Source organism: Streptomyces sp. RG80 (genome assembly GCF_040446465.1).
Taxonomy (GTDB): domain Bacteria; phylum Actinomycetota; class Actinomycetes; order Streptomycetales; family Streptomycetaceae; genus Streptomyces.
On the sequence record NZ_JBEAAJ010000003.1, the window covers coordinates 19,340 to 45,790 of the forward strand.

Sequence of the window (26,451 nt, forward strand, 5' to 3'; positions counted from 1 at the left end):
AGGGTTTCTGACGGATCGTCAATTAGTCGTACGGTGTGGGGTTCCGGGGTGTTCGGGCCGCGCCGGGGCTGCGGGCGACGGTGGGGGCCGGGCCGGTCTGGCACATGGGGCACCAGTAGGTGGGGCGTTCGCGGGAGCCGTCGCCCTGGTCGGCGAGGCGGACGGGGGTGCCGCAGCGGAGGCAGGGGTGGCGGGCGCGGCCGTAGACGAAGAGGTCCTGGCCGCGGCGGCCCGTGGTCATGCGGATCGGGCGGTCGCGGTTGGCCTCGAGGAGCTTCTTGGCGAGCACCGGCAGCTTCGCGGCGCGGTCCTCGGGGAGCGCGCCGGTGGGGAGCCATGGGGTGACGCCGAGCAGGAAGCAGAGCTCGCTCTTGTAGACATTGCCGATGCCGGCGAGGTTGCGCTGGTCGAGGAGGGCCTCGCCGAGGGGGCGGGTGGGGTCCTGGAGGAGGTTGGCGAGGGCGCGGTCGGGGTCCCAGTCGGGGCCCAGGAGATCGGGGCCGAGGTGGCCCACGGCGCGGTGTTCGTCGGTGGTGCGCAGGAGTTCCAGGACGGGGAGGCGGTAGCCGACGGCCGTGCGGTCGGCGGTGCCGAGGATCGCGCGGATCTGGTGGGTGGGGCCGCCGGTCCAGCGCTGGTCGGGGGCGTACACCTTCCAGGAGCCGTCCATCTTCAGGTGCGAGTGGAGGGTCAGGCCGCCCTCGATGCGGGTCAGCAGGTGCTTGCCGCGGGGGGTGACGTCCAGGACGGTGCGGCCGGTGAGGTCGGCCGTGGCGAACTTGGGGACGCGGAGGTCGCTGCGGGTGAGCACCTGGCCGGCGAGGGCGGTGTGCAGGCGGTGCGCCGCTTGCCAGACGGTGTCTCCTTCGGGCATGGGTCAAGGGTGGCACGGGGTGGTGGGTGGGTGCCCAATGAGTTGGGGCTGCTGTGGTGTGGCGGGTGCCCAATGGGTTGGGGGCTGTTGTGGTGTGGCGGGTGCCCAATGGGTTGGGGGCTGTTGTGGTGTGGCGGGTGCGGGGGGAATGCGGCTTGTCGTGGCTACGCGGCTGAGCCGCAGATCGATACAGCCCCGCGTCCCCTGGATGGGTCTTGGTGGCCGTCGGCCGAGAGGTGAGGGCCGGAGGGGGCGGCCGGGTGGTCAGGCCCTCAGGCGCAGGCCGCGTGGGGTGGCGATGAAGCCCGCTCCTTCCAGGAGGGCGCCGATGGGGGAGGTCAGGGCCGGGGCGCCGTTGACGCGCTCCACGGTGACGGTGCCCAGGGAGCCCGCTCGGGCGGCCGCGGCGAGTGCGTCGGCGGCCGAGCGGAGGCGTGGGTCGTCGGTGGGCTTGCCGTCCGGATCCTCGGGCCAGGCCAGCAGGGTCTTGCCGCCGCGCTCCATGTAGAGCGTCAGCTCGCCGTCGACCAGCACGACCAGGGAGCCCGCCTTGCGGCCCGCCTTGTGGCCGGCGCCGGTCGGAGGCTCGGGCCAGGGGAGGGCCGCGCCGTACGCGTTCGCCGGGTCTGCTGCGGCGAGGACCACGGCTCGGGAGTCGGGGGTGCGGGGGGAGGAACGGTGTGGGGTGGGGTGCGGGCCCGGGGCGTATGAGCTGTACGGGTTGTACGGCCCGCCGCGGGGGCCGCCCGTGCCCGGGGTGGCGAGGTCCCGGGGGGACACGTAGCCGTCGCGGGAGCGGGGGGCCGCCGGTGCGGGGGAGGCGTCGTCCAGCCAGTCGAGGTCGAGGTCGTCGGCGGGGGCGGTGCCGCCGGGCGTCCCGAAGCCGTAGTCGTCATGGGGGGCGGTGCCGTCCGGGGCTTGGAAATCGTCGCGCGCGGCGGGGGCGCCGAAGCCGTCGCCCTGGCCCGGCAGGCCGCCGTTCCGTTCGCGGGCATTGGCCACCGCGCGCAGGCGGTCCACCGCTCCGTCCATGGCGAACTGGGCGGCGCCGAGGCCTTCCACGACGTAGCCGCGGCGGGCCTGGCCGGTCTCCTCGAAGGCGGACAGGACGCGGTACGTCGCCGAGAAGCCGCCTTCGACGCCCTCTGCCGAGACCGCGCCTCGGGTCACCACGCCGTGCCGGTCCAGCAGGGTTCGGGCCAGGGCGTGGGCGCGCAGGGTGGGGTCGGGCTCGCGGTCGGGCAGCAGGGACCAGCGGCCGGCGACGGTCGGCGGGCCGCCGCGCGAGGCGGGGCGGGCGGCGGCGGTCAGGGAGCCGTAGCGGCCGCGCGGGACGGTGCGCTTGGCGCGGTGGGCCGTGGAGCCGGCCGTGCGGCCCGAGCCCAGCAGGGAGCGCAGAGGGGTGAGCGTGTCGTTGGTGAGGCGACCGGACCAGGCCAGATCCCAGACCGTGTCGGCGAGTTGGGGGTCGGTGACGTCCGGGTGGGTGGTTGCGCGGACCTGGTCGGCGATCTGGCGGAAGAAGAGGCCGTAGCCGCCGGAGAGGGCGTTCAGGACGGACTCGTGGAGTGCCGTCAGCTCCAAGGGGTGCGGCGGCGGCAGCAGGAGGGGCGCCGCGTCCGCGACGTAGAGGGAGACCCAGCCGTCCTTGCCGGGGAGGGAGCCCGCTCCGGCCCACACCAGCTCGCCCGCGGAGGTGAGTTCGTCGAGCATCGCCGGGGAGTAGTTCGCGACCCGGGAGGGCAGGACCAGCTTCTCCAGGGCGGAGGCCGGCACGGACGCGCCCTGCAACTGCTCCACGGCACGCACCAGTCCGTCGATGCCGCGCAGGCCGTGCCCCTTGCCGATGTGCTGCCACTGGGGCAGGAACTGGGCGAGGGCGGGCGGGGACACCGGCTCCAGTTCGTGACGCAGGGCGGCCAGGGAGCGGCGGCGCAGTCGGCGCAGTACGGCGGCGTCGCACCACTCCTGGCCGATGCCCGCCGGGTGGAACTCGCCCTGTACGACACGGCCTGACGCCGCGAGCCTCTGGAGGGCTCCCTCTGTCACCGCCACGCCCAGACCGAAGCGGGCGGCCGCCGTCGTCGAGGTGAACGGGCCGTGGGTGCGGGCGTAGCGCGCGAGGAGGTCGCCCAGCGGATCCTTGACGGGTTCCATGAAGGCTTCCGGTACGCCCACGGGTAGTGCCGTGCCCAGCGCGTCGCGCAGGCGGCCCGCGTCCTCGATCGCCGCCCAGTGGTCGGTGCCCGCGATGCGGACCTTGATCGCGCGTCGGGCTCGGGAGAGGTCGAGCGCCCACTGTGGATCCGCGCCCCGCTCGGTCAACTCCCCGTCGGTGAGGGGGCCGAGGAGGCGGAGCAGGTCGGCGACGCCTTCGGCGTCCTTGGCCCTGCGGTCCTCGGTGCGCCACTGGAGTTCCTGCTCCAGCTCGGCCAGTACCTCGGCGTCGAGCAGTTCGCGCAGCTCCGCCTGGCCGAGCAGCTCGGCCAGCAGGCGTGAGTCGAGGGAGAGGGCTGCCGCGCGGCGCTCGGCGAGCGGTGAGTCCCCCTCGTACAGGAACTGGGCGACGTAGCCGAAGAGGAGGGAGCGTGCGAAGGGGGACGGTTCGGGAGTCGTGACCTCGACCAGGCGGACCTTGCGGGACTCCAGGTCGCCCATCAGCTCGACGAGGCCGGGGACGTCGAAGACGTCCTGGAGGCACTCGCGGACCGCTTCCAGGACGATCGGGAACGAGCCGAACTCGCTGGCCACCTGGAGCAGTTGGGCGGCGCGCTGGCGCTGCTGCCACAGCGGGGTGCGCTTGCCCGGGTTGCGGCGGGGGAGCAGTAGCGCGCGTGCCGCGCATTCGCGGAAGCGGGAGGCGAACAGGGCCGAGCCGCCCACCTGGTCGGTGACGATCTGGTCGACCTCGCCCTTGTCGAAGACGACGTCCGCCGCGCCTACCGGGGCCTGGTCCGCGTCGTACTCCGTGCCGAGCCTGGTCGGCTCCTGGTCGAGCAGGTCCAGGCCCATCAGGTCGGCGTCCGGCAGCCGTAGGACGATGCCGTCGTCGGCGTGCATGACCTGGGCGTCCATGCCGTAGCGCTCGGACAGCTTGGCGCCGAGGGCGAGGGCCCACGGGGCGTGCACCTGGGCGCCGAAGGGGGAGTGGACGACCACGCGCCAGTCGCCGAGTTCGTCGCGGAAACGCTCCACGACGATCGTGCGGTCGTCGGGGATGTGGCCGCATGCCTCGCGCTGCTCGTCCAGGTACGCCAGGACGTTGTCGGCCGCCCAGGTGTCCAGGCCCGCCGCGAGGAGGCGTGGGCGGGCCTTGTCCTTGGGGAGCGAGCCGACCTCACGGAGGAACGCGCCCACCGCGCGGCCCAGTTCGAGGGGGCGGCCCAGCTGGTCGCCCTTCCAGAAGGGGAGCCTGCCCGGGACTCCGGGGGCGGGGGAGACCAGGACGCGGTCGCGGGTGATGTCCTCGATGCGCCAGGAACTGGTGCCGAGCGTGAAGACATCGCCCACGCGCGACTCGTAGACCATCTCCTCGTCCAGCTCGCCGACCCTGCCGCCGCCCTTCTTGGGGTCGGCACCGGCCAGGAAGACGCCGAAGAGGCCGCGGTCCGGGATCGTGCCGCCGGACGTGACCGCGAGGCGCTGGGCGCCGGGGCGGCCGGTGATCGTGCCGGCGACCCGGTCCCAGACCACGCGCGGGCGCAGTTCCGCGAAGGCGTCGGACGGGTAGCGGCCGGCGAGCATGTCGAGGACGGCGGTGAAGGCGGACTCGGGGAGGGAGGCGAAGGGGGCGGCCCGGCGGATCGTGGCGAGGAGGTCGTCCAGCTGCCAGGTGTCCATCGCGGTCATGGCCACCACTTGCTGGGCCAGGACGTCCAGGGGGTTGGCGGGGACCTTGAGGGACTCGATGTCGCCGGTGCGCATCCGTTCCGTGACGACCGCCGACTGGACCAGGTCTCCTCGGTACTTCGGGAAGACCACGCCGGTGGAGACCGCGCCCACCTGGTGGCCCGCGCGGCCCACTCGTTGCAGGCCGGAGGCCACCGAGGGGGGTGACTCGACCTGGACCACGAGGTCTACCGCGCCCATGTCGATGCCGAGTTCGAGGCTGGACGTGGCTACGACCGCGGGGAGGCGGCCGGCCTTGAGGTCCTCCTCCACGAGGGCGCGTTGTTCCTTGGAGACCGAGCCGTGGTGGGCCCTCGCGATGACCGGGGGCGCGCCCTGGGTGGCGCCCGAGCCGCCCATGAGCTGGGCGGGGGTGTGGTTCTCGGAGAGGGGTTCGCCGGTCGCCCGTTCGTAGGCGATCTCGTTGAGCCTGTTGCACAGGCGTTCCGCCAGGCGGCGGGAGTTGGCGAAGACGATCGTCGAGCGGTGGGACTGGACGAGGTCGGCGATGCGCTCCTCGACGTGCGGCCAGATCGACGGGCGTTCCGCGCCCTCGGTGCCGTCGGCGACCGGGGAGCCGCCCAGTTCGGCCAGATCCTCTACGGGGACCACCACGGAGAGGTCGAATTCCTTGCCGGACTTCGGCTGGACGATCTCCACCTTGCGGCGGGGGGAGAGATAGCGGGCGATCTCGTCGACCGGGCGGACGGTCGCGGAGAGGCCGATGCGGCGGGCCGGCTTCGGCAGGAGCTCGTCGAGGCGCTCCAGGGAGAGGGCCAGGTGGGCGCCCCGTTTGGTGCCCGCGACGGCGTGCACCTCGTCGAGGATGACCGTGTCGATGCCGGTCAGCGCGTCGCGGGTGGCCGACGTCAGCATCAGGAAGAGGGACTCCGGGGTGGTGATCAGGATGTCCGGGGGGCGGGTGGACAGGGCGCGGCGCTCCGCGGCGGGCGTGTCGCCGGAGCGGATGCCGACCTTCACCTCGGGCTCGGTCAGGCCCAGGCGGACGGATTCCTGGCGGATGCCGGTCAGAGGGCTGCGGAGGTTGCGTTCCACGTCGACCGCCAGGGCCTTGAGGGGGGAGACGTAGAGGACTCGGCAGCGTTTCCTGGGGTCCGCGGGTGGGGGTGTGGAGGCCAGCTGGTCCAGTGCGGCGAGGAAGGCGGCGAGGGTCTTGCCGGAGCCGGTGGGGGCTACGACCAGGACGTCCGAGCCCTCTCCGATGGCCTGCCAGGCGCCTGCCTGGGCGGCGGTGGGCGCGTCGAAGGCTCCCGTGAACCAGCTTTGGGTCGCGGGGGAGAAGTTGTTGAGGGCTCGGTGAGGGGAGCTGGCCATGGGTCCATCCTGCACCCGGGTACTGACAATTCGGTTGACCTGCGGTTTTCCGCCCGGTGGGGGTCGGGGCCTATGCCTGCGGCGGCCCCTTGCTGTTCGGTGGGGGTTCGCGTCGCGCACTACGGTTCGTGGTGAGTCGGTGCCGCACCGGGGGGTGTCCGTCCTCGGTCGGGCGCCACTGTTTCGTCTGGGGTGTGCTGTCGGTTTGACGCCCGACGCTGCGGGCGGACACCCCCCGGTACGTCCCCTGCTCGCCGTTGCGCCGGTGCGGGTGCGTCGCGGCTGAGGCTCCCGTCCGGGCGGGCTTCCGGCCGGGCGGCGGAGAATGGGGGTATGGGATCCGGTGAGCTGGCTCGGCATTGGCGGTACGCCGAGCTGCCCGGGGTGGATCTGCTGCGGGCGCGGTACATTCGGAAGAACTTTGTGCGGCACACCCACGAGAACTTCGTGATCGCTGCCATCGCCGATGGTGTGGAGGTCTTTCACTATCGGGGTGCCGATCGGTATGCGGGGGCCGGTTCGCTGGCGTTGGTCAATCCCGATACGCCGCATACCGGGCGGGCTGGGGTGCCTGAGGGGTGGCGGTACGGGGCGGTGTATCCGTCGCCCGAGGTCGTGGGCGCCATAGCTGCCGAGACCACGAGTATTCGTGGGACCCCTGGGTTCGTCAGCCCGGTGCTGGACGATCCCTACGCGGCGGGGTTGGTTCATCAGGTGCTGCGGGCCGTGGACGAGGGGAACGCGCTGGCCGCCGACACGTTGCTGCGGGTTGCCGTGACGCGGTTGCTGCGGCTCAACGGCGGGGCGTTGGCGCGGCGTGAGGTGCGGACGGCCGGGGCGCGGGCGGCGGCACGGGCGCGTGCTCTGCTGGAGGAGCGGATGGCTGGGCCGCCGACGCTGGAGCAGCTGGCCGCAGAGCTCGGGGTCGGGCCGTTCGCGCTGTTGCGGGCCTTTCGGGATGTGTACGGGATGCCGCCGCACGCCTGGCTGACCGATGCGCGGGTGCGAAGGGCCCGGCGGCTGCTGGATGCGGGGACGTCGCCGGCGGAGGCCGCCATTGCCGTGGGGTTCACCGATCAACCGCATCTGAACCGGCACTTCGGCCGGATCGTCGGGGTGCCTCCCGGGGCGTATCAGCGGGAGCGCAAGAACGTACAAGACGGTCGGTCGGGGCTGGTTCTACCGTCCGAGGCGTGGCAGAACAGACAGCTTTCCCAGACACACGCGCCGACGACGGAGGAAGGCCGGACGCCGCCGTCGTACGAGACGCCCTCGGGGTCGGGGTCGCCGTAGGACTGTCCGGGTTCGCCTTCGGGGTGACCTCGGCGGGTAGCGGGCTCACCGTGACGCAGACCTGTGCGCTCAGCCTTCTGGTGTTCACCGGGGCCTCCCAGTTCGCGCTCGTGGGGGCGCTCGCAGCCGGTGGGAATCCGCTCACGGCTGCTGCCGGGGCGTTCTTCCTGGGCGTGCGCAATGCCTTCTACGGGCTGCGGCTGTCGCAGTTGCTGGCTCTTCCGCGCGCGGTGCGGCCTTTTGCCGCTCAGTGGGTCATCGACGAGACCGCGGCCGTCTCGCTGGCGCAGCGCACGCGGCGGGGCGCGCGTATCGGGTTCGCCGTCACGGGGCTCAGCCTGTATGTGCTGTGGAACCTCACGACCCTGCTCGGCGCGCTGGGTGCCGAGGCGATCGGCGACACGGACGCGTGGGGCCTCGACGCGGCCGGCCCCGCCGTCTTCCTGGCGTTGCTCGCGCCCATGCTCAAGAGCGCCGTCGAGCGGGCCGTCGCCGGGCTCGCCGTTCTGCTCGGGCTGGGTCTGCTGCCCGTGCTGCCGGCTGGCGTGCCCGTCCTCGCGGCCGCCCTCGCGGCGCCCGTCGTGCTGTGGGCCGCCGGGCGCGGGAAGGGGAAGGCGTGAGCGTCTGGATCGCGATCGGGGTCACCGCGCTGGGCTGCTATGCCGTCAAGCTCGTGGGGCTGCTGGTGCCCTCAGGTGCCCTGGAACGGCCTCTCGTCAAGCGGCTCGCCGCCCTGCTGCCGGTCGCGCTGCTCGCGGCTCTGACAGCTCAGCAGGCCTTCGCCGACGGTCGTGAGCTTGTGCTGGACGCGAGGGGCGCGGGGCTTGCGGCAGCCGCGCTCGCGCTGGTGCTGCGCGCTCCCTTCCTGCTCGTGGTCGCGGCGGCCGTGGCGGTGACGGCGGGTGTGCGGGCGATGGGATGAGGGTCAGCCGATCGAGCGGCCGTACGCCCTCAGGGTGCGCAGTGCCTCGATGGTCACCATGGGGCGTGCCTCCAGAGACGTGCCCGGGGCCCACTGGCGCCAGCGGATCGGCCAGCCGCCGTCCTCCTGTTGCTGGGCCGTCAGGAAGTCCAGGGAGCGCTCCATCTCCTCGTCGGTGAACCACGCGCGCGCGAGCGAGTGCGGCGTCCTCGCGTAGTCGTGGGGGAAGTGGTGCTCGCCTGGGGCGTAGCCGGGTGACACCGGGTGGGTGTCGAGGTGCTCCGGGTCCAGTGCCGCGAGCCGGCGTTCGCGTACCAGGCGGCCGAGCCGGTCGGCGGCGGCCTCCGCGCGCGGGCGGTCGGGAGCGGAGTCCAGGAAGGCCACGGCGGCCTGCATCTCGTAAGGGTGGGACTCCCGCAGGGACTCGACCGCGTGCCAGCAGAAGTCCGTGGCCCGGAACAGCCAGGCGTGCCACACCTCGTTGCGGTGCAGCAGGCCGACCACCGGGCCGGTGGCGAGGAGTGCGCTGGGCGGGTCGTCCGTGACGGGGATGAAGGGGGCCGCCGGATAGCCGCGCTGGCTGGGATGGATCGTCGGCAGGGCGCCGTCCTGGGTGGAGACCGACGTCAGATAGCGGCACACCCGTTCCACGCGCTGTCCGCCGCAGCGGCCGATGGCGTCCAGGACCCGCAGAGCGTGCCCGGCGTGCAGCGGCTGGCTGACCGGGCCGCGCAGGTCGGGCTCCAGCGCGTGGCCGTAACCGCCGTCCTCGTTGCGGTAGGCGTCCAGCGCGGTCTCGACCGGGTCGGGGCTCCCGTTCAGGAAATGGTGCGCGAACAGGCGCTGTTCCAGCACGCGCGCGGTGAGCCAGACGAAGTGCTCGGCGCGGAAGAGCGGGGAGTGCGCCGGGGGCGTCGGGGGGAGTGGGGAAGCTCCGGTTTCGGCCATGCGTCAGACCGTAGGACGGAAAGCGTTCTCGACAAGTGGTCCCGGCCGAGGCCCACTCTCAGGGGCGGGATACTGGTGTCATGCGGTTGACGGTCTTCTGGCAGCGGATGGCGGATCACTTCGGTCCCGGCTATGCCGACACCTTCGCGCGCGATCACGTCATGACGGAGCTCGGCGGGCGCACGGTGAACGAGGCGTTGGACGGTGGCTGGGACGCGAAGGATGTGTGGCGAGTGGTGTGCGCGGTCATGAACGTGCCACAAGAACAGCGCTGACCGGTCACGAAGATCGTAGGGGGGCAGCGCATTGTCAGTCGCGTGGGCGAAACTTGCACCGTGGCACCCACCGACGAGACCGACGAGGTCCCTCCGCACGCTTCCCCCTTCGGTACGACACCGCCCGCCCGGCCCCCGGCCGCCGGCTCCGCCGGGGCGAACTCCCGCATGCCACGCTGGCTGCCGCGTGCCGTGGTGCTCACACTCGCCCTCTTCGCCACCTTCCAGCTCGGCACCTGGGCCTTCCACCAGCTCACCGGGCTGCTGATCAACATCCTCATCGCGTTCTTCCTGGCCCTGGCCATCGAACCCGCGGTGAGCTGGATGGCCTCGCGCGGAGTGCGCCGGGGGTTCGGCACCTTCCTGGTCTTCCTCGCCGTGCTGATCGTGTCCGCGGGCTTCGTCACGCTGCTCGGCACCATGCTCGCGGGCCAGATCATCAAGATCGTCGAGGATTTCCCGGCCTATCTCGACTCCGTCATCAACTGGATCAACACGCACTTCCACACCGACCTGAAGCGAGTGGACGTCCAGGAGGGTGTGCTCAACTCCGACTGGCTGCGCAACTACGTGCAGAACAGCGCCACCGGTGTCCTGGACGTCTCCGCCCAGGTCCTCGGCGGGCTCTTCCAGCTGCTGACGATCACGCTGTTCTCGTTCTACTTCGCCGCGGACGGCCCCCGGCTGCGGCGCGCGCTGTGCTCGGTACTGCCGCCCGCCCGGCAGGCGGAGGTGCTGCGGGCCTGGGAGATCGCCGTCAACAAGACCGGCGGCTATCTGTACTCGCGCGGTCTGATGGCGCTGATCTCCGGTGTCGCGCACTACGTCCTGTTGCAGGCGCTGAGCGTGCCCAACGCGCCCGTGCTCGCCGTCTGGGTGGGGCTGGTCTCGCAGTTCATCCCGACGATCGGCACCTATCTCGCGGGCGCGCTGCCCATGCTGATCGCCTTCACGGTCGATCCCTGGTACGCGCTGTGGGTGCTGATCTTCGTCGTGATCTACCAGCAGTTCGAGAACTACATGCTCCAGCCCAAGCTGACCTCGAAGACGGTCGACGTCCACCCCGCGGTCGCCTTCGGCTCGGTCATCGCCGGTACGGCCCTCCTGGGCGCCGTGGGCGCGCTGATCGCCATTCCGGCGGTCGCCACGTTGCAGGCGTTCCTGGGGGCGTACGTGAAGCGGTACGACGTCACGGACGATCCGCGGGTTCACGGTCACCGGCGTCTGGGAGGAGAGTCGGGGCTCCTCACACGCGCGCGTGGGTTGTGGGCGCGGCGGCCGGGCGAGCAGGACTCTACGGGTAGCGCCGGGGACGACTCGGCGAGCGGCTCCGAGGGCCCTTCTGCGGGTGGGTCCCCGGAGGGGCCCGCGGACGACTCCGGGGGCGGTGCCAAGGGCGGCTCCTCCTGAGAAGTGCTCCCGTCAGGCCCGGTCTCCCTTCCGTAGCGTGGCCGTGGCACCGGCGGCGATCACTCCGGCGAGGGCGACGAGTTCGGCCGCCGTCGAGACGATGAGCGCGGTGTTCCCCGACGCGAGGTGGTCGCCGGTGTCGGGGGTCAGGAACGCGCCCACACCGATGAACAGGCCGACCGCGAGGGCGAGTCCGGTCGTCCAGCGGTTCACCCGCCAGAACAGCAAGCCCGCGGTCACGAGCGGGATGACGAGGCCCGGCGGTACGACGGGGTAGTCCGCCCCGGCGGCGATCTGGCCGACGATCGACGCGGCAAGCAGGAGCAGGGCGGCCGACGTGGCGGTGACGGCGGCGGGGCGGGCCCTCCGGGTGGTCCTGCCAGTTGCTTCCCGGGTGGTCCGTACCGACTCTCGGGGCCGTTTCACGGTGTCTCGGGTGCTCTTCGTGGTCTCCATGACCCAAGGCTCGCGAGCGGGGCCCGTTCCGTCGTCGTCCGGCGGAAGACACTCGCGGTACGTCGTGGGAAGCAGCGCGTCTCGGTAGGGGGCCCGGGTCAGGCGGGGGAAGCAGCGCCCCTTGGTAGCGGGCCAGGGTCAGGCCAGGGTCAGGTGAGGGCCGGCATGAACCCGCCGTGGGCGGAGCCGGAGTTCAGCAGGTAGGGCCAGTCCAGCGTCCGGGGCAGCTGGGCGAGGGACAGGACGACCGCGCCGCCGGCCCGCTCGGCGTCCGCGCACCAGTCGGCCATGCCGTCCGGGTCGGCGGCTCCGTCGGTCTGCACCGGGGCCGCGAGGGCGGGGATGACGATCCCGGCCTCGCCGGGGCCGTCCACGACACACAGGGTGAGCTTGGGGACGATGCTCCATCCCTCGCACCAGGGCACTGATCCGTCCCGCGTCACCAGGACCGGCAGGGTGTCGTGGACGGGGGCTTCGGACAGGAGGAGCGCGGGGGTGGCACCCCGGACGAACAGGGTCTGTTCAGGCGTCAGCAGCATGGCGGCACTCTCGCAGGCAGGGAGCGGCCGTTGGGACGGGGGGTGGTGCGGATTGCCTGCCGTGCGCGGGCCGGCGGAGCCATCCTCGGAGGAGTCCTACCCGGACGAGCCATCCCCGGATGACGCTTTCCTGACGAGCCCTCCTCGGACGATCGCCCGCGTCCCCGTCAGGTGGGTCACCTTCAGGAATTGATGAAGAGGGCGATCGTGGGGACCAGCAGGGCGACGACGCTGAGAGACCAGTACGCGCGCGGCGCGAGCGCGGTCCTGCGCCGGAGCGGACTGTTGGCCAGCCACCACAGCAGGCCGAACAGCCCGACGACGGGGACGACGATCAGCAGCCAGGGCAGCATGCCGTCGTTCTCCGTCGGTTCCCGTACGGTCAGGTCGAGCTCGGCGAGCGGGCCGTTCGCCGCGACGTACCAGAGCAGCCAGATCGGCACCACGCCCGGGATTCCGAGCAGCACGTTCAGGAGCAGCGGCGCCGACCAGTGCCTCACCATCTCTCCCACCTCTCCGTCCTGCCGCGCGGTACGGCCTCGGGGGCTCACAACCGCTCGGAAGTCGACGGCCATGACAGGCCATGACGGCACGGGCGACGCTACTGATCACCGACCGTCGGTGACAACGACGGGTCTGTGGCGGCGCCCGGCGGAATGCCCCGGGAGTGCCGCGTGGTGCGCTTGACACGAAAATCGAACATCCATTCTTATGGAAGTTCCGGCGAGGCCCCCGGCGGGTATTTAGGCACGGTTTCGGCGGAGAAGTGACCGAGTTATCCACAGGTCGGGCGGGCGTCGGGGCCCATTGTCAGTGGCAGGCGTTAGCGTCTTTGACGTGAAGCGATCGACTCAAGCAAATCGGGTGGAACCCATGGCAGGAACCGACCGCGAGAAGGCCCTGGATGCCGCACTCGCACAGATTGAACGGCAGTTCGGCAAGGGCGCGGTCATGCGCATGGGCGAGCGGTCGATGGAGCCCATCGAGGTCATCCCTACCGGATCGACCGCCCTCGACGTGGCCCTCGGCGTCGGCGGTCTGCCGCGCGGCCGTGTGGTGGAGGTCTACGGACCGGAGTCCTCCGGTAAGACCACGCTGACGCTGCACGCGGTGGCCAACGCGCAGAAGGCCGGTGGCCAGGTCGCCTTCGTGGACGCGGAGCACGCCCTCGACCCCGAGTACGCGAAGAAGCTCGGCGTCGACATCGACAACCTGATCCTCTCCCAGCCGGACAACGGCGAGCAGGCCCTGGAGATCGTGGACATGCTGGTCCGCTCCGGTGCCCTCGACCTCATCGTCATCGACTCCGTCGCGGCGCTCGTCCCGCGCGCGGAGATCGAGGGCGAGATGGGCGACAGCCACGTCGGTCTCCAGGCCCGTCTGATGAGCCAGGCCCTGCGGAAGATCACCAGCGCGCTCAACCAGTCCAAGACCACCGCGATCTTCATCAACCAGCTCCGCGAGAAGATCGGCGTGATGTTCGGCTCCCCCGAGACCACGACCGGTGGCCGGGCGCTGAAGTTCTACGCCTCGGTGCGTCTGGACATCCGCCGCATCGAGACCCTGAAGGACGGCACGGACGCCGTCGGCAACCGCACCCGCGTCAAGGTCGTCAAGAACAAGGTCGCGCCGCCCTTCAAGCAGGCCGAGTTCGACATCCTCTACGGCCAGGGCATCAGCCGCGAGGGCGGCCTGATCGACATGGGCGTTGAGCACGGCTTCGTCCGCAAGGCCGGCGCCTGGTACACGTACGAGGGCGACCAGCTGGGCCAGGGCAAGGAGAACGCGCGCAACTTCCTGAAGGACAACCCCGACCTGGCCAACGAGATCGAGAAGAAGATCAAGGAGAAGCTGGGCGTGGGTGTGCGGCCGGAGGAGCCGGCGGCCGAGCCGGGCGCCGACGCCGCGGTCACTCCTTCCTCGGACGACACCGCGAAGACCGTGCCCGCACCGGCGGCCAAGGCCGCCAAGCCCAAGGCCGCGGCTGCCAAGAGCTGATCCGTGACTCGACGAACCGACTGGGCCGAGTACGCCTACCAGGACGCTCCGCGTGCGCGGGGCGGGGGAGGCGACGGGGGATTCACCGGGCCGGGCGGCGATGCGGACGGGGACGACACAGGGCGTGACGCGGACGGGAGGCACGGCCGCGCGGCGTCGTACGGCACGGATGGTTCGTACGGCGCCGAGCGAGCGTACGGCGAGGACCGAGGCCGCGGTGCCGGCCGGTCGTACGGCCGGGAGTCGTCGTACGGCGACGAACGGGGTGGCGAAGAGTCGCCGGACGACGGTTCGTCGCACGGCTCCGCCTCGTTCGGCGAAGGTTCCCGCCGTGGGCGCGGCGGTGGCCGTGCGGCCCGTGGCGCGGGCGGTTCCCGTGGACGTCGGCAGCGACGCGGCGGGGATCCGTCCGGTGTGGACGAAGGCGCCTCCTCCTCGTCGAGGGCCGAGCAGGGGGAGTCTTCAGGGGACCCGGTCGAGCGGGCACGGGCTATCTGTCTGCGCCTGCTCACCGGGACCCCGCGTACGCGGAAGCAGCTCGCGGACGCCCTGAGCAAGAAGGGGATTCCGGACGAGGCGGCTCAGGAGGTGCTGTCGCGGTTCGAGGAGGTCGGGCTGATCAACGACAGCGCGTTCGCCGACGCCTGGGTGGAGTCCCGGCATCACGGCCGGGGTCTGGCCCGGCGTGCCCTTGCCCAGGAGCTGCGTACCAAGGGGGTTGACTCCACACTGATCGACGCGGCCGTCTCGCAGCTCGACTCCGAACAGGAGGAGGCGACGGCCCGCGACCTCGTCGCCCGCAAGCTGCGCTCGACGCGTGGCCTCGACCGCGACAAGCGACTGCGCCGCCTCGCCGGCATGCTCGCCCGCAAGGGGTACCCCGAGGGCATGGCCCTGCGGGTGGTCCGGCAGGCGCTGGAAGAGGAGGGCGAGGACACGGAGTTCCTCGAGGGCGAGGGGTTCTGAAGCGGGGGGCGGGCTCGGTGGGGAGGCGCGGCTAGGGGGTGCGCGGCTAGGGGGGGGCTCAGGGACGCTGCCCAGTCCAGGCGGGTGAGCGGGGTCGGGGGAGCGAGCGGTCTGGGGCGGGCGGGCCGGTGAGTGGTGGATCTGCCAGGGGGTGGGCTGCAAGTAGCTTGGGCTACAAGGGGGTTTGGCCTGCGAGGCGGCTCGTCCGTAAGGGGTGGGCGTGCGGCGGGGCTTGGTCCGCAAGGGGTTTGCCTGCCGGGGCGTATGTCTGGCAGTGGGCGAGGGGGCGTGCCTCTGGGAGGCGGCGTCTGTGAGGCCTTCGCTGTCGGGTCAGGCCGTGGCAGGTCTGTTCGTCAGAGGCTGGTCCGTGGATGCCTTCTCTGCCGCGCGAGTTCTATAGGGCCCGCGCCCCGCGTCTCAGGGGCTGGCCGCCGGCACCGCTCCGCGACGATCCTCGGCGGTCGCGAGGACCGACACCGCGGCTTCCGCGCCCCGGCGGCACCGCTCCGGTGGCGCAGGCTTACCTTGCGTTCCGTGAGGGTGAGCCTCTCCCGGTCGCCGGTACCGTCTGTCGCGCGGCCCTTCGTATCCGTGCGCCTCTCCCGCCGCCGCCTCATCGGAGCCGGTCGGTGGGGCGGACCCGCGCAGATGCGTCAGGAAAGGCGGCCCCGCCATGCGCAGGACCGCCCGCACTCGTAGGGCGCTGATCGCGTTCGCCTCGGTGGCAGTCTGGTCCTCAGTGGCTGTGGTCTGCACTGGGGTGAGGACGCGGGAGGAACGGTCGACGGCTCGATCACGCTGGGGTTCGTCAACGGTGGGTCCACCCGGTTCCACAGATGTCTCCAGAAGGCCGTGGAGGAGACCGTCGCCAACTACCTCACCGTGATCCACACGGCCGAGTCCCGGCAGGACGCCACGACCGAGCTGGCCAACATCGAGGACATGATCGCCCGGAACGTGGACGCGCTGATCGTGCAGACCGTCGACGTCGACGCGCTCAAGGACGACATCGCGAAGGCCAAGGAGGCAGGCGTTCCGATCTTCCTCACCTCGATCGTCCCCGACGACATTTCCGACATCCTCGGAGCGGTCGTCGTGGACCTGGAGAAGGTGGGTGCTCTGGATGCCCGTTGGATCGAGCGAGACGCCGCGGGAGCGGACGTACGGGTCGGCATCGTCGCCGGTGCGCCCGGCGCCGCCCCCGATCTGCTGGTCGGTGGCTTCACGGGCGCCCTGCCCGACAACGCCACGGTCGTCGCGAGCCGGCCAGGCATGTTCGACGCGGCCAAGCCCGGAAGGTCGCCGAGAGCATGATCAAGGCCCACCCCGACCTCGACTACGCCTTCGTCGCCAACGAGGAGATGGCCTTCGCCTCCGGGAGGCCTTCGACGCGGCCGGTGCGGAAGGCGTCAGGATCGTGACCGTCAACGGCACCGACGAGGGGCTGGCCGCCCTGAAGGACGGACGTTTCGCGGCCACCGTCGCCGACTCGGCCGAGGACACCGGCGAGTTGGCGGTGACCAACGCCATCGACCTGCTGTGCGGCGACGACGGCGTCGACAAGATGGCCACGACCCCGGTCCGCCTCGTCACCAAACGCAACGCCGACACGGCCCCGCTCTACTGCGACCCCGAGATCGACTGAGACGGCCAGCCCGCCAGCCTGTCAGCGGCCCGGTGTGGCCCGCCCCACCGCCCCTACGCCCTACGCCGCCACCGTCCCTACGCCCTACCCGCCACCGGCAACCCGGCGGCCCGCCACGCCTGGAACCCGCCCACCAGGTCAGTTGCCCGGTGCAGTCCCAGCCGGTGCAGCGACTCGGCCGCCAGTGTGGAGGCGTAGCCCTCGTCGCAGATCACCACGACGAGCAGATCGTGGCTGGTGGCCTCGGGGAGACGATGGCTGCCGAGCGGGTCGAGGCGCCACTCCAGTTCGTTGCGCTCGACGACGAGGGCGCCCGGAATCAGCGCGTCCCGCTCGCGAAGGGCGGCGTAGCGGATGTCCACCAGCAGTGCCTCCCCGCGCCGGGCACGTCGTGGGCCTCCCGCGCTTCGATCCGCTCGTAGCCCTCGCGCACCCGCTCCAGCAACCCGTCGATGCCGGATGGAGAGCCGACGCTCACTGCCAGTCCTCCGGGCGCTCCACGTGCTCCAGACGCAGGACCTGCCCGGTGCGGCTGTAGCGGCGGATCTGCGGCAGGGGCGGGTAGTAGGCGTGGACGGAGATGGCGTGCAGGTCGGTGGACTCGTTGAGCACCTCGTGGACGTGGTGCTGTCCGAAGGAACGGCCCTTTCCGGTCGCGAGCCGTCGCTCCCGGTCCACGCCCTCGGTGAGTTCGAGGGTCTTCCAGCCGTCCGCCGGAAGTCGAGCGGCCAGCGAGTTCTCCTTGAGTTCACCGGCGGCCGTCACGAAGGCGCCGACGGACTCGGCGTGGTCGTGCCAGCCGGTACCCGTGCCGGGCGGCCAGCCGATGAGCCAGGCCTCGCTGCCGCCGGGCCCCTCCAGACGCACCCAGGTGCGGCCCTCGGGGTCGAGCGGGAGCGACGAGATCAACTCGGCGTCGGCGGCGGTCCGCCGTACGAAATCCAGGAGCTCGGCCTGCGTCGGCCCGGAGGCGGCGGACACGGAAGACGAGGTGGAAGGCGTGGTGGAGGGGGAGGCAGCGGAGGAGACAGACACGGGTACCGTCCTGATGAGCGTTCGCGGAATGCGCGCGGCAACGCCGAAGCGGCGCGCGCGGGAGAAGAGGGATGCGAATTCAGCAGGACTCGCGACACACGCAGCCCGCGTAGCGAACGAGGTCCATATGGACCCTCCGCCACAGGCGCACACAGGTGTCGGTCATGACGCGGAGTAGACCATGGCGGTACAGACCGGTCAACTCGCCGTCACTATGTGGAACGCACATATGTGCGGCCCTCACAGTGACGGCGAGTGCGGCTCATCGTGAGCCGGCCGCGGCCTCCGTCTTCGCGGGACCGCCCAGCGTCGCCTCGGCGGCCGCGTACAGATCGGCGGGCCGCACCCCGCCCAGCGCGGTCACCAGGTGACCGTCGGGCCGTACCAGCAGCACACTGTGTGCCGCCGCGCCCGGATAGCTCTCCGCGACCAGCAGCTCGGCCGCGTGCGGCAGCGCGGTCACCGCGGCCGCCAGCCGCGGCATGAGCCCGGCGCCCACCCAGTGCTTGCGCTCCCACACACCGGTGCCCGGCGCGATCAGCACCACGAGCAGCGCTCCACGACCGAGCCGGTCCCGGAGCCGTACGAAGGAGCCGTCCTCGGCGGTGACCCGTACGTCGGCGACCGGCGCGCCCGGCGCGGTGTCCACCGCCACCTCCGCCTCCAGATGCCGCGGCGCGAGCGGAGAGGTGGCGTACGCCCCCGGCGCGCCGAGTGCCCCGCGCCCCAGGTGGCCGTCGGTGAGCAGGGCGTCGTGGCCGCGGGCCGAGCCGGGGACGACAGACCGTAGCCCGCCACCGCCCCGCACCAGCGGCAGCGCCTGGTCGGCGGCGCGCAGCCGGGCGGCGACGACCGCGCGCCGCTCCTCCTGGTAGCTGTCGAGCAGCGCCTCGTGCGGCCCGTGGTGCCAGGCCAGCGCCAGCTTCCAGGCGAGGTTGTCGGCGTCCCGGAGCCCCTCGTCGAGCCCCTGCGTCCCGAGCGCGCCGAGCAGATGCGCCGCGTCCCCGGCGAGGAACACCCGCCCCACCCGCCAGCGGCGCGCGAGCCGGTGGTGGACGGTGTGCACACCGGTGTCGAGGAGTTCGTACGGCGGTGTCGGACCGTCCGTCCACCCCGCGAGGGTCTCCCGCACCCGCGCCACCAGCAGCTCCGGCGTGACCAGGTCCTTGCCGGGCGGCAGCAGCCAGTCCAGGCGCCAGACGCCGTCCGGGAGGGGGCGTCCGGTGACCTCCCCGGCCGAGGGTCCGGACGTGCGCCACGGCGGCATCCGATGGAGCAACGCCTCGTCGGTCCACGGAAGTTCCGTGCGCAGCGCGGCGACGGCGTGTCGCTCCACCGCCGTACGTCCGGGGAAGCGGATGTCCAGGAGTTTGCGTACCGTCGAGCGCGGGCCGTCGCAGCCGACCAGGTAACTGCCGCGCCACCACGTGCCCTTGGGGCCGCGGGTGTGGGCGGTGACACCGGCGGGTTCCTGTTCGACGGTGTCGAGGCGGCTGTCCACGGCGAGCTTGATCAGGCGTTCGCCGGCGAGGGCGTCGCGCAGGGCGCCGGTCAGGACGTGCTGGGCGATGTGCAGGGGCGCGGACCCGGCCTCGCCCGAAGCGCTGTCGGTGTCGTCGTCGAAGCTGATCTCGCGCATCACCTGCTTGCGGCGCAGCGACCGCCATCCGGCCCAGCGGCAGCCCGCCTCGGCGAGCGGGACGCCGGTCAGGCGGGTCATGAGGGCGGCGGTGTCCTCGCGCAGGACGACGGTGCGGGCGGGGCGCGGTTCGTCCTTGCCGGGGCCCTCGTCGAGGACCACGGACGGCACGTCCTGCCGGGCCAGCGCGAGGGCGAGCGTGAGCCCCACGGGCCCCGCTCCGACGATGATCACCGGGTCCACGACGCGGCGCCTCCTGCCCGCGAGGGCGTCCCGAGAGACGTATGTGAACAGGAGGTTGGAGCAGGGTGCACGATCACAGAACGTATGCAACCCATTGCCGGTGCTTGCGTCAAGTGACGGAGGCAGTGGCGATCATGCCACTGCCTCCGTACGGTACAGGCTGTTTGAGTGATCGTCAGTTATAGCTTTTTTCGGTCGGTGTAGGTCCCGGTGCCAGGCAGGCCACCACCCTCACCACCGGTCCCGAACGTACCGCCGATGGCCGCCGGGTTGATTTCCTCCATGTCCTCGGCGCCGAGAACCGCGCCCGTGCTCTTCTTGCTGCGCCGCAGCCGCTTCTCCAGCCAGCTCGCGAAGCTGGTGAGGAGGAAGTTCAGGACGATGAAGATGATCGCGACGATGATGAAACTGGGGATGACGTTGGCGTAGTTGGCCGCCAGTGTCTGGCGCGAGTTCAGGAGCTCGGGGAAGTTGAGCATCACGCCGCCCAGAGCGGTGTCCTTCACGATCACGACGAGCTGGCTGACGATGGCCGGCAGCATCGCGGTGACGGCCTGCGGCAGCAGGATGCTGGACATCGTCTGCCCCTTGCGCAGACCGACCGCGTAGGCGGCCTCCGTCTGGCCCTTGGGCAGCGAGAGGATGCCGGCCCGGACGATCTCGGCGAGGACGGACGCGTTGTAGAGCACCAGGCCGGTGACGACCGCGTACAGCGGTCGTTGCTCGCTGCTGATGTCCGTGGAGCGGACGTAGAACTCGTTGGCGAACAGCATCAGCAGCAGCACCGGGATGGCCCGGAAGAACTCCACCACGGTTCCGGCCACACCGCGCACCCAGCGGTGGTCGGAGAGGCGGGCGATGCCGAAGACCGCACCCAGCGGGAGGGCGATCACCATGGCGAGGGCCGCGGCCTTCAGTGTGTTGCCGAGTCCTGGCAGCAGGTAGGTCGTCCAGGCCTGCTCGGTGGTGAACGGCTCCCAGAGGGTCCACTCGAGTTGGTTCTTGTCATCCATGACCTGCCAGATCCACCACGCGAGGAGGGCGAGCAGGAGGAAGAAGACCACCGAGATGAGGATGTTGCGCTGTTTGGCGCGGGGTCCAGGGGTGTCGTACAGAACGGAGCTCATCGCTTCACCGCCAGTCGCTTGCTCAGCCATCCGAGGAAGAGGCCGGTCGGCAGGGTCAGGACGACGAATCCGAAGGCGAAGACGGCGCCGATGGCGAGCGTCTGGGCTTCGTTCTCGATCATCGTCTTCATCAGGGCGGCGGCCTCGGCCACACCGATCGCGGCCGCCACGGTCGTGTTCTTGGTGAGGGCGATCAGTACGTTGGCCAGCGGGCCGATGACCGCGCGGAAGGCCTGCGGCAGCACGACGAGCCGCAGGACCTGGCTGAAGTTCAGCCCGATGGCACGGGCCGCCTCGGCCTGTCCGACGGGCACGGTGTTGATGCCGGAACGGATCGCCTCGCAGACGAAGGCCGCGGTGTAGACGATGAAACCGAGGATCGCCAGCCGGAAGCCCTGGACATCGAAGTCCTTGGAGCCCATGGTCACGCCGAAGGTGTCGGCGAGGCCGAGCGACGTGAAGACGATGATCACCGTCAGGGGGGTGTTCCGGACGAGGTTCACGTAGGCGGTGCCGAACCCGCGCATGAGCGGGACCGGACTGACCCGCATCGCGGCCAGCAGGGTGCCCCAGATCAGGGAGCCGAGGGCGGAGATGGCGGTGAGCTTCACCGTCATCCAGAACGCCGCTAGGACGTCGTAACCATCAAGAAAGTCGAACACGATCTCCCGCGCTTCCGGGTGTCTGGGGTACGTGAAGGGGCGCGGCGCGCCGCCGCCCTGATCGCGGCGGGCGGCGGCGCGCCAGTGAATCCCGTTGTTACTTGATGTCGCCGATCTTCGGGGCGGGCTCGTTCTTGTAGTTGGCCGGGCCGAAGTTGTCCTTGACGGCGGTGTCCCACGCGCCGTCGCTGACCATCTTCTCGAGCGCCTTGTTGATCTTGTCCACGGTCGCGGTGTCGCCCTTCTTCACACCGATGCCGTAGTTCTCGTTGCTCAGCTTGAGGCCGGCGAGCTTGAACTTGCCCTTGTACTGCTCCTGGGCGGCGAAGCCGGCGAGGATCGAGTCGTCCGTGGTGAGCGCGTCCACCGTGCCGCTCTGGAGGCCGGCGATGCACTCGGAGTAGCCGCTGACCTGCTTCAGGTTGGCCTTCGGGGCGAAGTCGTCCTTGACGTTCTGCGCCGAGGTGGAGCCGGTCACCGAGCACAGGTTCTTGCCGTTGAGGTCGGTGGCCTCGGAGATGTCCGAGTCCGCCTTGACCAGCAGGTCCTGGTGGGCCAGCAGGTACGGGCCGGCGAAGTCGACCTTCTGCTTGCGCTCGTCGTTGATCGAGTAGGTGGCGGCGATGAACTTGACGTCGCCACGGGCGAGCGCGTTCTCGCGGTCGGCGCTCTTGGTCTCCACGAACTCGATCTGGTCGGGCTTGTAGCCGAGCTCCTTGGCCACGTAGGTCGCCACGTCCACGTCGAAGCCGGAGAAGGAACCGTCGGGCTCCTTGAGGCCGAGACCGGGCTGGTCGTACTTGATGCCGATCTTGATCTTGCCGCCGCCGCCGGAACCCGTGTCGGCGCTGTCGCTGTCGCCGTCGTCCCCGCCACAGGCGGTCGCGGTCAGCGAGAGGACGAGCGCAGCGGCGGCCGCGGCGGTGACCTTGCGGAGCTTCATGGTGAACATCCTTTGTGTGATGAGAGATGCGAGCCGTCGAGGCGGGTGACGCGGGTCGTGCCGTACGCCGTCAGTGGTGCAGGATCTTGGAGAGGAAGTCCTTGGCACGGTCGCTGCGCGGGGCGCTGAAGAACTGGTCCGGCACAGCCTCCTCGACGATGCGGCCGTCCGCCATGAACACCACCCGGTTCGCGGCCGAACGGGCGAACCCCATTTCATGGGTGACGACGATCATGGTCATGCCGTCCCGGGCGAGTTGCTGCATGACCTCGAGGACCTCGTTGATCATCTCGGGGTCGAGCGCCGAGGTGGGCTCGTCGAAGAGCATGACCTTGGGGTCCATGGCCAGGGCTCGGGCGATGGCGACACGCTGCTGCTGGCCGCCGGAGAGCTGCGCGGGGTACTTGTCCGCCTGGCTCGCCACACCGACCCGGTCGAGCAGGGAGCGGGCTTTCTCCTCGGCCGTCTTCTTGTCCGCCTTGCGGACCTTGACCTGGCCGAGCATCACGTTCTCGAGCACGGTCTTGTGCGCGAAGAGGTTGAAGGACTGGAAGACCATCCCGACGTCGGCGCGCAGCCGGGCCAGCTCCTTGCCCTCCGCGGGCAGGGGCTTGCCGTCGATGGCGATCGTGCCGGAGTCGATCGTCTCCAGGCGGTTGATGGTTCGGCACAGCGTGGACTTCCCGGACCCGGAGGGTCCGATGACCACGACGACCTCGCCGCGGGCGATCGTGAGATCGATGTCCTGGAGAACATGCAACGCGCCGAAGTGCTTGTTGACGCTCTTCAGGACGACCAGTTCGCCGGTCGCGGCCACATCTTCCTTGGCCACCGATACTTTGGTCATCGCTATCGGGCTCCGTCCTCCTCGGTTTCGGAGGACAGTAGTGACCCCATGCGACCTGCGTCATTACCTTTGAGGGGAATCTGAGCATCACGATCCGATAGCAATCGGACACGTGTCGTAGCAGTTGTGAGCAGGGCGCATATCGGCCGGGTAACGGAAGCGGCTCGCAACCGGAACCCACTTGACGTCGTCCTCTTCCATCAGCGTGACTGCACGGGGTGCACGCGCGCGTGTGCACGCGTTTGTGTACACATCTAGATCGTACGGCCGATGAACCGAAGGAGGCCCGGATGAGACTGCTTCTCGTAGAGGACGACAATCATGTCGCCGCCGCTCTGTCCGCGGTTCTGGCACGGCACGGTTTCGACGTCACCCACGCGCGCAGTGGCGAGGAAGCCCTCCAGGCACTGGTCCCGGAAGGCGACGGCTTCGGAGTCGTCCTCCTCGACCTGGGCCTGCCCGACCAGGACGGATACGAGGTCTGCGGCAAGATCCGCAAGCGCACCAGCACCCCGGTGATCATGGTCACCGCACGCTCCGACGTCCGCTCCCGCATCCATGGCCTCAACCTCGGCGCGGACGACTATGTGGTGAAGCCCTACGACACCGGAGAGCTGCTCGCCCGGATCCACGCCGTCAGCCGGCGCACCGTCCACGAGGACACCGCCTCGGACGCCGAGACCGCGCTGCGCCTCGGCCCGGTCCGTATCGAGCTGCCGACCCGTCAGGTCAGTGTGGACGGTTCGGTTGTCCAACTGACCCGCAAGGAGTTCGATCTGCTCGCCCTGCTGGCCCAGCGCCCCGGAGTGGTCTTCCGCCGGGAACAGATCATCAGCGAGGTGTGGCGCACCAGTTGGGAGGGGACGGGGCGCACGCTGGAGGTGCACGTCGCCTCGCTGCGCGCCAAGCTGCGCATGCCGGCCCTCATCGAGACCGTACGCGGCGTCGGCTACCGGCTCGTCGCGCCGTCCTCGTAGCGGGCCCGGGTGCGCACACGACTTCTTCCGCTGCTCATCGTCCTGATGGCCGCCGTACTGCTGGCGCTCGGCATTCCGCTCGCTGTAGGGGTGGCCGCGGCCCAGCAGCAGAAGGTGATCGTCGACCGGATCGACGACACCGCGCACTTCGCGGCGCTCGCCCAGTACGTCACCGGCGAGGGCTCAGAGCGCCAGCAGACGCTCCAGAGCGAGCTCAACAGCTACTACCAGGTGTACCGGATCAACGTCGGCGTCTTCTATCAGAACCGCAACATCATGGCCAACGCTCCGGCGACCTGGTTCCTGCCCGAGAACGGCGAGGTGCGGGACGCGTTCGACGAGGCGCTGCTCAGCCGGCGCAGCGAGGACCCGCCGCAGATTTTTCCCTGGCAGCGGGGGCGGCTCGTGGTGGCCTCCCCGGTCATCCGGGACGGTGACGTCGTCGCGGTCGTCGTCACCGACTCGCCCACGGGGGAGATGCGTTCGCGGATCCTGCACGGCTGGCTGGTCATCGGCGCGGGCCTGATGGCCGCGATGCTGGTGGCCGTCGGCGCGGCCCTGCGGCTGACCGGGTGGGTGCTCAGACCGGTGCGCGTGCTCGACGCCACCACGCACGCGATCGCGAGCGGCCGTCTGAAGTCCCGGGTCGCTGCCGCCGGCGGTCCGCCGGAACTCCAGCGCCTGGCCCGGTCGTTCAACGAGATGGCGGACAACGTCGAGGACGTCCTGGAGCAGCAGCGCGCCTTCGTCGCCGACGCCTCGCACCAGCTGCGCAACCCCCTCGCCGCGCTGCTGCTGCGCATCGAGCTGCTCGCCTTCGAACTCCCGGAGGGCAACCGGGAGATCGCCTCGGTCCAGACGGAGGGCAAGCGCCTGGCCCAGGTCCTCGACGACCTGCTCGACCTCGCCCTCGCCGAGCACACCGACGCGGACCTGCGCATCACCGACCTCGGCGCGCTGGCCGCCGAGCGGGTCGCGGCCTGGGCCCCGACCGCCCGGGCCAAGGGCGTACGGCTGGTCGACGACTGCCCGCCCACCACCGGCTGGGCCGACCCCGTCACCCTGTCCAGCGCACTGGACGCGGTCATCGACAACGCGGTCAAGTTCACGCCCGAGGGCGAGTGCGTCGAGGTGACGGTCTCCTCCAACGGCGAGACGGCCACCGTCACCGTCACCGACCACGGCCCCGGTCTGACCGACGAGGAACTCGCCCGCATCGGCGACCGCTTCTGGCGCAGCAACCGCCACCAGAACATCAAGGGCTCAGGCCTCGGCCTCTCCATCTCGCGGACCCTGCTGCACGCAGGCGGTGGCACGATCGCCTACGACCATCACGAACCGCACGGCCTCAAGGTGACGGTGACCGTGCCCCGTAGCGCCGCTACGGCTTGACCGAGCGGTAGTAGCGCTGCGCGCCCTGGTGCAGTTCCAGGGGGGAGGTGTAGATCGCCGTGCGCAGGTCGACCAGCTGTGCGGAGTGCACCTTGCCGCCGATGTCGTCCCGGCTGCGGATCACGGTCCGGGTCAGCCACTCGGTGAGCCGCGGATCCAGGTCCTCGCGGGTGATCAGCAGGTTGGACACGGCGATGGTCGGCACCGCGTCGGCGTCCAGACCGTCGTAGGTCGACTCCGGGATGTTGGCAGGCCGGTAGTAGCGGTTGGCGGCGCTCTGGGTGTGGAGTTTGGCGACGAAGTCGGCCTTGATCGGGACCAACTTGAAGGACGACGTCTTGGCGAGCGCCTTCAGCCCGTTCGTCGGCAGTCCACCGGACCAGAAGAAGGCGTCGAAGGTGTGCCCGAGCTGCGCGACGTCCTTGATGCCGTACGGGAGCGGCTTGATGTCCGTGGCCGGGTCCATGCCCTCGGCTCGCAGTACCCGTTCGGCGATCAGCCGCACGCCCGATGTCTTTGGCCCTATGGCGACGCGCTTGTGCTTCAGGTCGGCCAGGGTGGCGATGTCCGAGTCCCGCGGGACGATGAGCTGCACATAGTCGTCGTACAGACGCGCGACGCCGCGTAGCCGGGCGGCCTCGATCGGATGTTCGATCGCGAACGACTCCACCGCGTCCGCCGCGGCGATGGCGAAGTCGGCCTGGCCGGTCGCCACGCGCGTGACGTTGTCCTGTGACCCGTCGCTGGTCTCCAGGTCCACCTTCAAGGAGGGCATGTCCTTGGCGAACTCGTTGCTGAGGTCCTTGCCGTACGCCTCGTAGACCCCGCCGCGCGAGCCCGTGCTGAAGGTGATCGCCCCGCCCGGCGGTCCCTCGCCCGGCAGCAGCCACCACAGCAGCAGCCCGAAGACCACGAAACCGGCGGCGGCACCCTGAAGCGCCCGGCTCCTGCTCATACGGGGGAACAGCTTGGACATGCGGGGGATCCTGCCAGGTGGGGGGCGGGGGTGGCCAGGGCGGGTGCGGGGTGGTCGGACT

Annotated in this window: 25 protein-coding genes and 1 pseudogene; 11 read left to right on the plus strand and 15 right to left on the minus strand. The window is 70.8% G+C overall.

Features of this window, described 5'->3' with window-relative positions; genetic code table 11:
* Positions 1-22 precede the first annotated feature (22 nt).
* Both ABKA17_RS10325 and ABKA17_RS10330 read right to left on the minus strand, forming a co-directional pair.
* Positions 23-874, minus strand: a complete 852-nt coding sequence (locus tag ABKA17_RS10325) for an Fpg/Nei family DNA glycosylase (protein ID WP_353691643.1) — start codon at positions 872-874, stop codon at positions 23-25.
* Positions 875-1,138: 264 nt separating this feature from the next.
* A complete protein-coding gene (locus ABKA17_RS10330) occupies positions 1,139-6,097 on the minus strand; it encodes an ATP-dependent helicase (protein WP_353691644.1) in 4,959 nt (1,652 codons plus the stop codon).
* Positions 6,098-6,430: 333 nt separating this feature from the next.
* On the opposite strand from ABKA17_RS10330, the gene ABKA17_RS10335 reads away from it, so the two are divergent.
* From ABKA17_RS10335 to ABKA17_RS10345, 3 genes are read left to right on the plus strand one after another with little or no spacing between them, the layout of a single operon-like run.
* On the plus strand, positions 6,431-7,390 hold the full coding sequence (locus ABKA17_RS10335) for an AraC family transcriptional regulator (RefSeq protein WP_353691645.1): 960 nt from the start codon (positions 6,431-6,433) through the stop codon (positions 7,388-7,390).
* Positions 7,291-8,010: an AzlC family ABC transporter permease gene (locus tag ABKA17_RS10340; protein ID WP_353691646.1), complete on the plus strand. Its 720-nt coding sequence runs from the start codon at positions 7,291-7,293 to the stop codon at positions 8,008-8,010. The genes ABKA17_RS10335 and ABKA17_RS10340 overlap by 100 nt, the downstream gene beginning before the upstream one ends.
* A complete protein-coding gene (locus tag ABKA17_RS10345; protein WP_353691647.1) occupies positions 8,007-8,312 on the plus strand; it encodes an AzlD domain-containing protein in 306 nt (101 codons plus the stop codon). Before ABKA17_RS10340 ends, ABKA17_RS10345 begins: the two co-directional genes overlap by 4 nt.
* Positions 8,313-8,315: 3 nt before the next feature.
* Here ABKA17_RS10345 and ABKA17_RS10350 read toward each other — a convergent pair whose 3' ends face one another.
* A complete protein-coding gene (locus ABKA17_RS10350; protein WP_353691648.1) occupies positions 8,316-9,260 on the minus strand; it encodes a hypothetical protein in 945 nt (314 codons plus the stop codon).
* Positions 9,261-9,340: 80 nt separating this feature from the next.
* Between ABKA17_RS10350 and ABKA17_RS10355 the strand changes: the two genes are divergently transcribed.
* Together ABKA17_RS10355 and ABKA17_RS10360 are read left to right on the plus strand one after the other, a co-directional pair.
* Complete coding sequence (locus ABKA17_RS10355; RefSeq protein ID WP_353691649.1) at positions 9,341-9,535, plus strand: DUF3046 domain-containing protein; 195 nt, start codon at positions 9,341-9,343, stop codon at positions 9,533-9,535.
* Positions 9,536-9,595: 60 nt separating this feature from the next.
* Positions 9,596-10,945 (plus strand): AI-2E family transporter, encoded by a 1,350-nt coding sequence (locus tag ABKA17_RS10360; RefSeq protein WP_353691650.1) that lies wholly within the window; start codon positions 9,596-9,598, stop codon positions 10,943-10,945.
* A gap of 12 nt (positions 10,946-10,957) precedes the next feature.
* On the opposite strand, the gene ABKA17_RS10365 is transcribed toward ABKA17_RS10360, so the two are convergent.
* From ABKA17_RS10365 to ABKA17_RS10375, 3 genes are all read right to left on the minus strand, one after another.
* The gene (locus ABKA17_RS10365; RefSeq protein WP_353691651.1) at positions 10,958-11,401 is read right to left on the minus strand and encodes a hypothetical protein; all 444 of its coding nucleotides are present in this window, start codon (positions 11,399-11,401) and stop codon (positions 10,958-10,960) included.
* Between the two features lie 149 nt (positions 11,402-11,550).
* Positions 11,551-11,940 carry a hypothetical protein gene (locus ABKA17_RS10370; protein WP_353691652.1) on the minus strand — a complete coding sequence of 130 codons (390 nt, stop codon included), beginning with the start codon at positions 11,938-11,940 and terminating at the stop codon, positions 11,551-11,553.
* Between the two features lie 182 nt (positions 11,941-12,122).
* Positions 12,123-12,443, minus strand: coding sequence for a hypothetical protein (locus tag ABKA17_RS10375; protein ID WP_353691653.1), 321 nt, complete (start codon positions 12,441-12,443; stop codon positions 12,123-12,125).
* Positions 12,444-12,813: 370 nt separating this feature from the next.
* Here ABKA17_RS10375 and recA point away from each other — a divergent pair, with 370 nt between their 5' ends.
* The 4 genes from recA to ABKA17_RS10395 all read left to right on the plus strand — a co-directional run bounded on the left by recA (position 12,814) and on the right by ABKA17_RS10395 (position 16,549).
* Entirely contained in the window at positions 12,814-13,938 is a 1,125-nt protein-coding gene (recA, locus tag ABKA17_RS10380) for a recombinase RecA (protein WP_353691654.1), read from the plus strand.
* A gap of 3 nt (positions 13,939-13,941) precedes the next feature.
* On the plus strand, positions 13,942-14,904 hold the full coding sequence (gene recX, locus ABKA17_RS10385; RefSeq protein ID WP_353691655.1) for a recombination regulator RecX: 963 nt from the start codon (positions 13,942-13,944) through the stop codon (positions 14,902-14,904).
* A gap of 852 nt (positions 14,905-15,756) precedes the next feature.
* Positions 15,757-16,218, plus strand: a complete 462-nt coding sequence (locus ABKA17_RS10390; protein ID WP_353691656.1) for a substrate-binding domain-containing protein — start codon at positions 15,757-15,759, stop codon at positions 16,216-16,218.
* A 103-nt stretch (positions 16,219-16,321) separates the two neighbouring features.
* Positions 16,322-16,549 (plus strand): hypothetical protein, encoded by a 228-nt coding sequence (locus tag ABKA17_RS10395; RefSeq protein WP_353691657.1) that lies wholly within the window; start codon positions 16,322-16,324, stop codon positions 16,547-16,549.
* A 77-nt stretch (positions 16,550-16,626) separates the two neighbouring features.
* Here the strand turns inward: ABKA17_RS10395 and ABKA17_RS10400 are convergent.
* The 8 genes and pseudogenes from ABKA17_RS10400 to ABKA17_RS10435 form a co-directional block, all read right to left on the minus strand.
* Positions 16,627-17,033 (minus strand): annotated as a pseudogene (locus tag ABKA17_RS10400) (rhodanese-like domain-containing protein).
* Positions 17,024-17,584, minus strand: a complete 561-nt coding sequence (locus ABKA17_RS10405; RefSeq protein WP_353691658.1) for a cupin domain-containing protein — start codon at positions 17,582-17,584, stop codon at positions 17,024-17,026. Before ABKA17_RS10405 ends, ABKA17_RS10400 begins: the two are co-directional and overlap by 10 nt.
* Before the next feature lie 79 nt (positions 17,585-17,663).
* Positions 17,664-17,813, minus strand: coding sequence for a putative leader peptide (locus ABKA17_RS10410; RefSeq protein ID WP_353691659.1), 150 nt, complete (start codon positions 17,811-17,813; stop codon positions 17,664-17,666).
* A 33-nt stretch (positions 17,814-17,846) separates the two neighbouring features.
* Positions 17,847-19,466, minus strand: a complete 1,620-nt coding sequence (locus ABKA17_RS10415; RefSeq protein ID WP_353691660.1) for an FAD-dependent monooxygenase — start codon at positions 19,464-19,466, stop codon at positions 17,847-17,849.
* A 179-nt stretch (positions 19,467-19,645) separates the two neighbouring features.
* Positions 19,646-20,593, minus strand: coding sequence for an amino acid ABC transporter permease (locus ABKA17_RS10420; protein ID WP_353691661.1), 948 nt, complete (start codon positions 20,591-20,593; stop codon positions 19,646-19,648).
* Positions 20,590-21,255 (minus strand): amino acid ABC transporter permease, encoded by a 666-nt coding sequence (locus ABKA17_RS10425; protein ID WP_353691662.1) that lies wholly within the window; start codon positions 21,253-21,255, stop codon positions 20,590-20,592. Before ABKA17_RS10425 ends, ABKA17_RS10420 begins: the two co-directional genes overlap by 4 nt.
* A 97-nt stretch (positions 21,256-21,352) precedes the next feature.
* Positions 21,353-22,198 (minus strand): glutamate ABC transporter substrate-binding protein, encoded by an 846-nt coding sequence (locus tag ABKA17_RS10430; protein WP_353691663.1) that lies wholly within the window; start codon positions 22,196-22,198, stop codon positions 21,353-21,355.
* Positions 22,199-22,268: 70 nt separating this feature from the next.
* Positions 22,269-23,045, minus strand: a complete 777-nt coding sequence (locus tag ABKA17_RS10435; RefSeq protein WP_353691664.1) for an amino acid ABC transporter ATP-binding protein — start codon at positions 23,043-23,045, stop codon at positions 22,269-22,271.
* A 290-nt stretch (positions 23,046-23,335) separates the two neighbouring features.
* On the opposite strand from ABKA17_RS10435, the gene ABKA17_RS10440 reads away from it, so the two are divergent.
* Both ABKA17_RS10440 and ABKA17_RS10445 read left to right on the plus strand, forming a co-directional pair.
* Positions 23,336-24,022, plus strand: a complete 687-nt coding sequence (locus ABKA17_RS10440) for a response regulator transcription factor (RefSeq protein ID WP_353691665.1) — start codon at positions 23,336-23,338, stop codon at positions 24,020-24,022.
* Between the two features lie 9 nt (positions 24,023-24,031).
* Positions 24,032-25,414: a sensor histidine kinase gene (locus tag ABKA17_RS10445; RefSeq protein ID WP_353691666.1), complete on the plus strand. Its 1,383-nt coding sequence runs from the start codon at positions 24,032-24,034 to the stop codon at positions 25,412-25,414.
* Here ABKA17_RS10445 and ABKA17_RS10450 read toward each other — a convergent pair.
* Entirely contained in the window at positions 25,404-26,390 is a 987-nt protein-coding gene (locus tag ABKA17_RS10450; protein WP_353691667.1) for a TAXI family TRAP transporter solute-binding subunit, read from the minus strand. The genes ABKA17_RS10445 and ABKA17_RS10450 overlap by 11 nt on opposite strands.
* Positions 26,391-26,451: the final 61 nt, after the last annotated feature.

Excerpts from the sequence above, each read along its gene's own strand:
- ABKA17_RS10450 (WP_353691667.1), bottom strand. The coding sequence starts at position 26,390 with ATGTCCAAGCTGTTCCCCCGTATGAGCAGGAGCCGGGCGCTTCAGGGT.
- ABKA17_RS10350 (WP_353691648.1), bottom strand. The coding sequence starts at position 9,260 with ATGGCCGAAACCGGAGCTTCCCCACTCCCCCCGACGCCCCCGGCGCAC.
- ABKA17_RS10325 (WP_353691643.1), bottom strand. The coding sequence starts at position 874 with ATGCCCGAAGGAGACACCGTCTGGCAAGCGGCGCACCGCCTGCACACC.
- ABKA17_RS10410 (WP_353691659.1), bottom strand. The coding sequence starts at position 17,813 with ATGTGCGTTCCACATAGTGACGGCGAGTTGACCGGTCTGTACCGCCAT.
- ABKA17_RS10420 (WP_353691661.1), bottom strand. The coding sequence starts at position 20,593 with ATGAGCTCCGTTCTGTACGACACCCCTGGACCCCGCGCCAAACAGCGC.
- recA (WP_353691654.1), top strand. The coding sequence starts at position 12,814 with ATGGCAGGAACCGACCGCGAGAAGGCCCTGGATGCCGCACTCGCACAG.
- ABKA17_RS10430 (WP_353691663.1), bottom strand. The coding sequence starts at position 22,198 with ATGAAGCTCCGCAAGGTCACCGCCGCGGCCGCCGCTGCGCTCGTCCTC.
- ABKA17_RS10375 (WP_353691653.1), bottom strand. The coding sequence starts at position 12,443 with ATGGTGAGGCACTGGTCGGCGCCGCTGCTCCTGAACGTGCTGCTCGGA.
- ABKA17_RS10335 (WP_353691645.1), top strand. The coding sequence starts at position 6,431 with ATGGGATCCGGTGAGCTGGCTCGGCATTGGCGGTACGCCGAGCTGCCC.
- ABKA17_RS10365 (WP_353691651.1), bottom strand. The coding sequence starts at position 11,401 with ATGGAGACCACGAAGAGCACCCGAGACACCGTGAAACGGCCCCGAGAG.
- ABKA17_RS10435 (WP_353691664.1), bottom strand. The coding sequence starts at position 23,045 with ATGACCAAAGTATCGGTGGCCAAGGAAGATGTGGCCGCGACCGGCGAA.
- ABKA17_RS10355 (WP_353691649.1), top strand. The coding sequence starts at position 9,341 with ATGCGGTTGACGGTCTTCTGGCAGCGGATGGCGGATCACTTCGGTCCC.
- ABKA17_RS10370 (WP_353691652.1), bottom strand. The coding sequence starts at position 11,940 with ATGCTGCTGACGCCTGAACAGACCCTGTTCGTCCGGGGTGCCACCCCC.
- ABKA17_RS10440 (WP_353691665.1), top strand. The coding sequence starts at position 23,336 with ATGAGACTGCTTCTCGTAGAGGACGACAATCATGTCGCCGCCGCTCTG.
- ABKA17_RS10330 (WP_353691644.1), bottom strand. The coding sequence starts at position 6,097 with ATGGCCAGCTCCCCTCACCGAGCCCTCAACAACTTCTCCCCCGCGACC.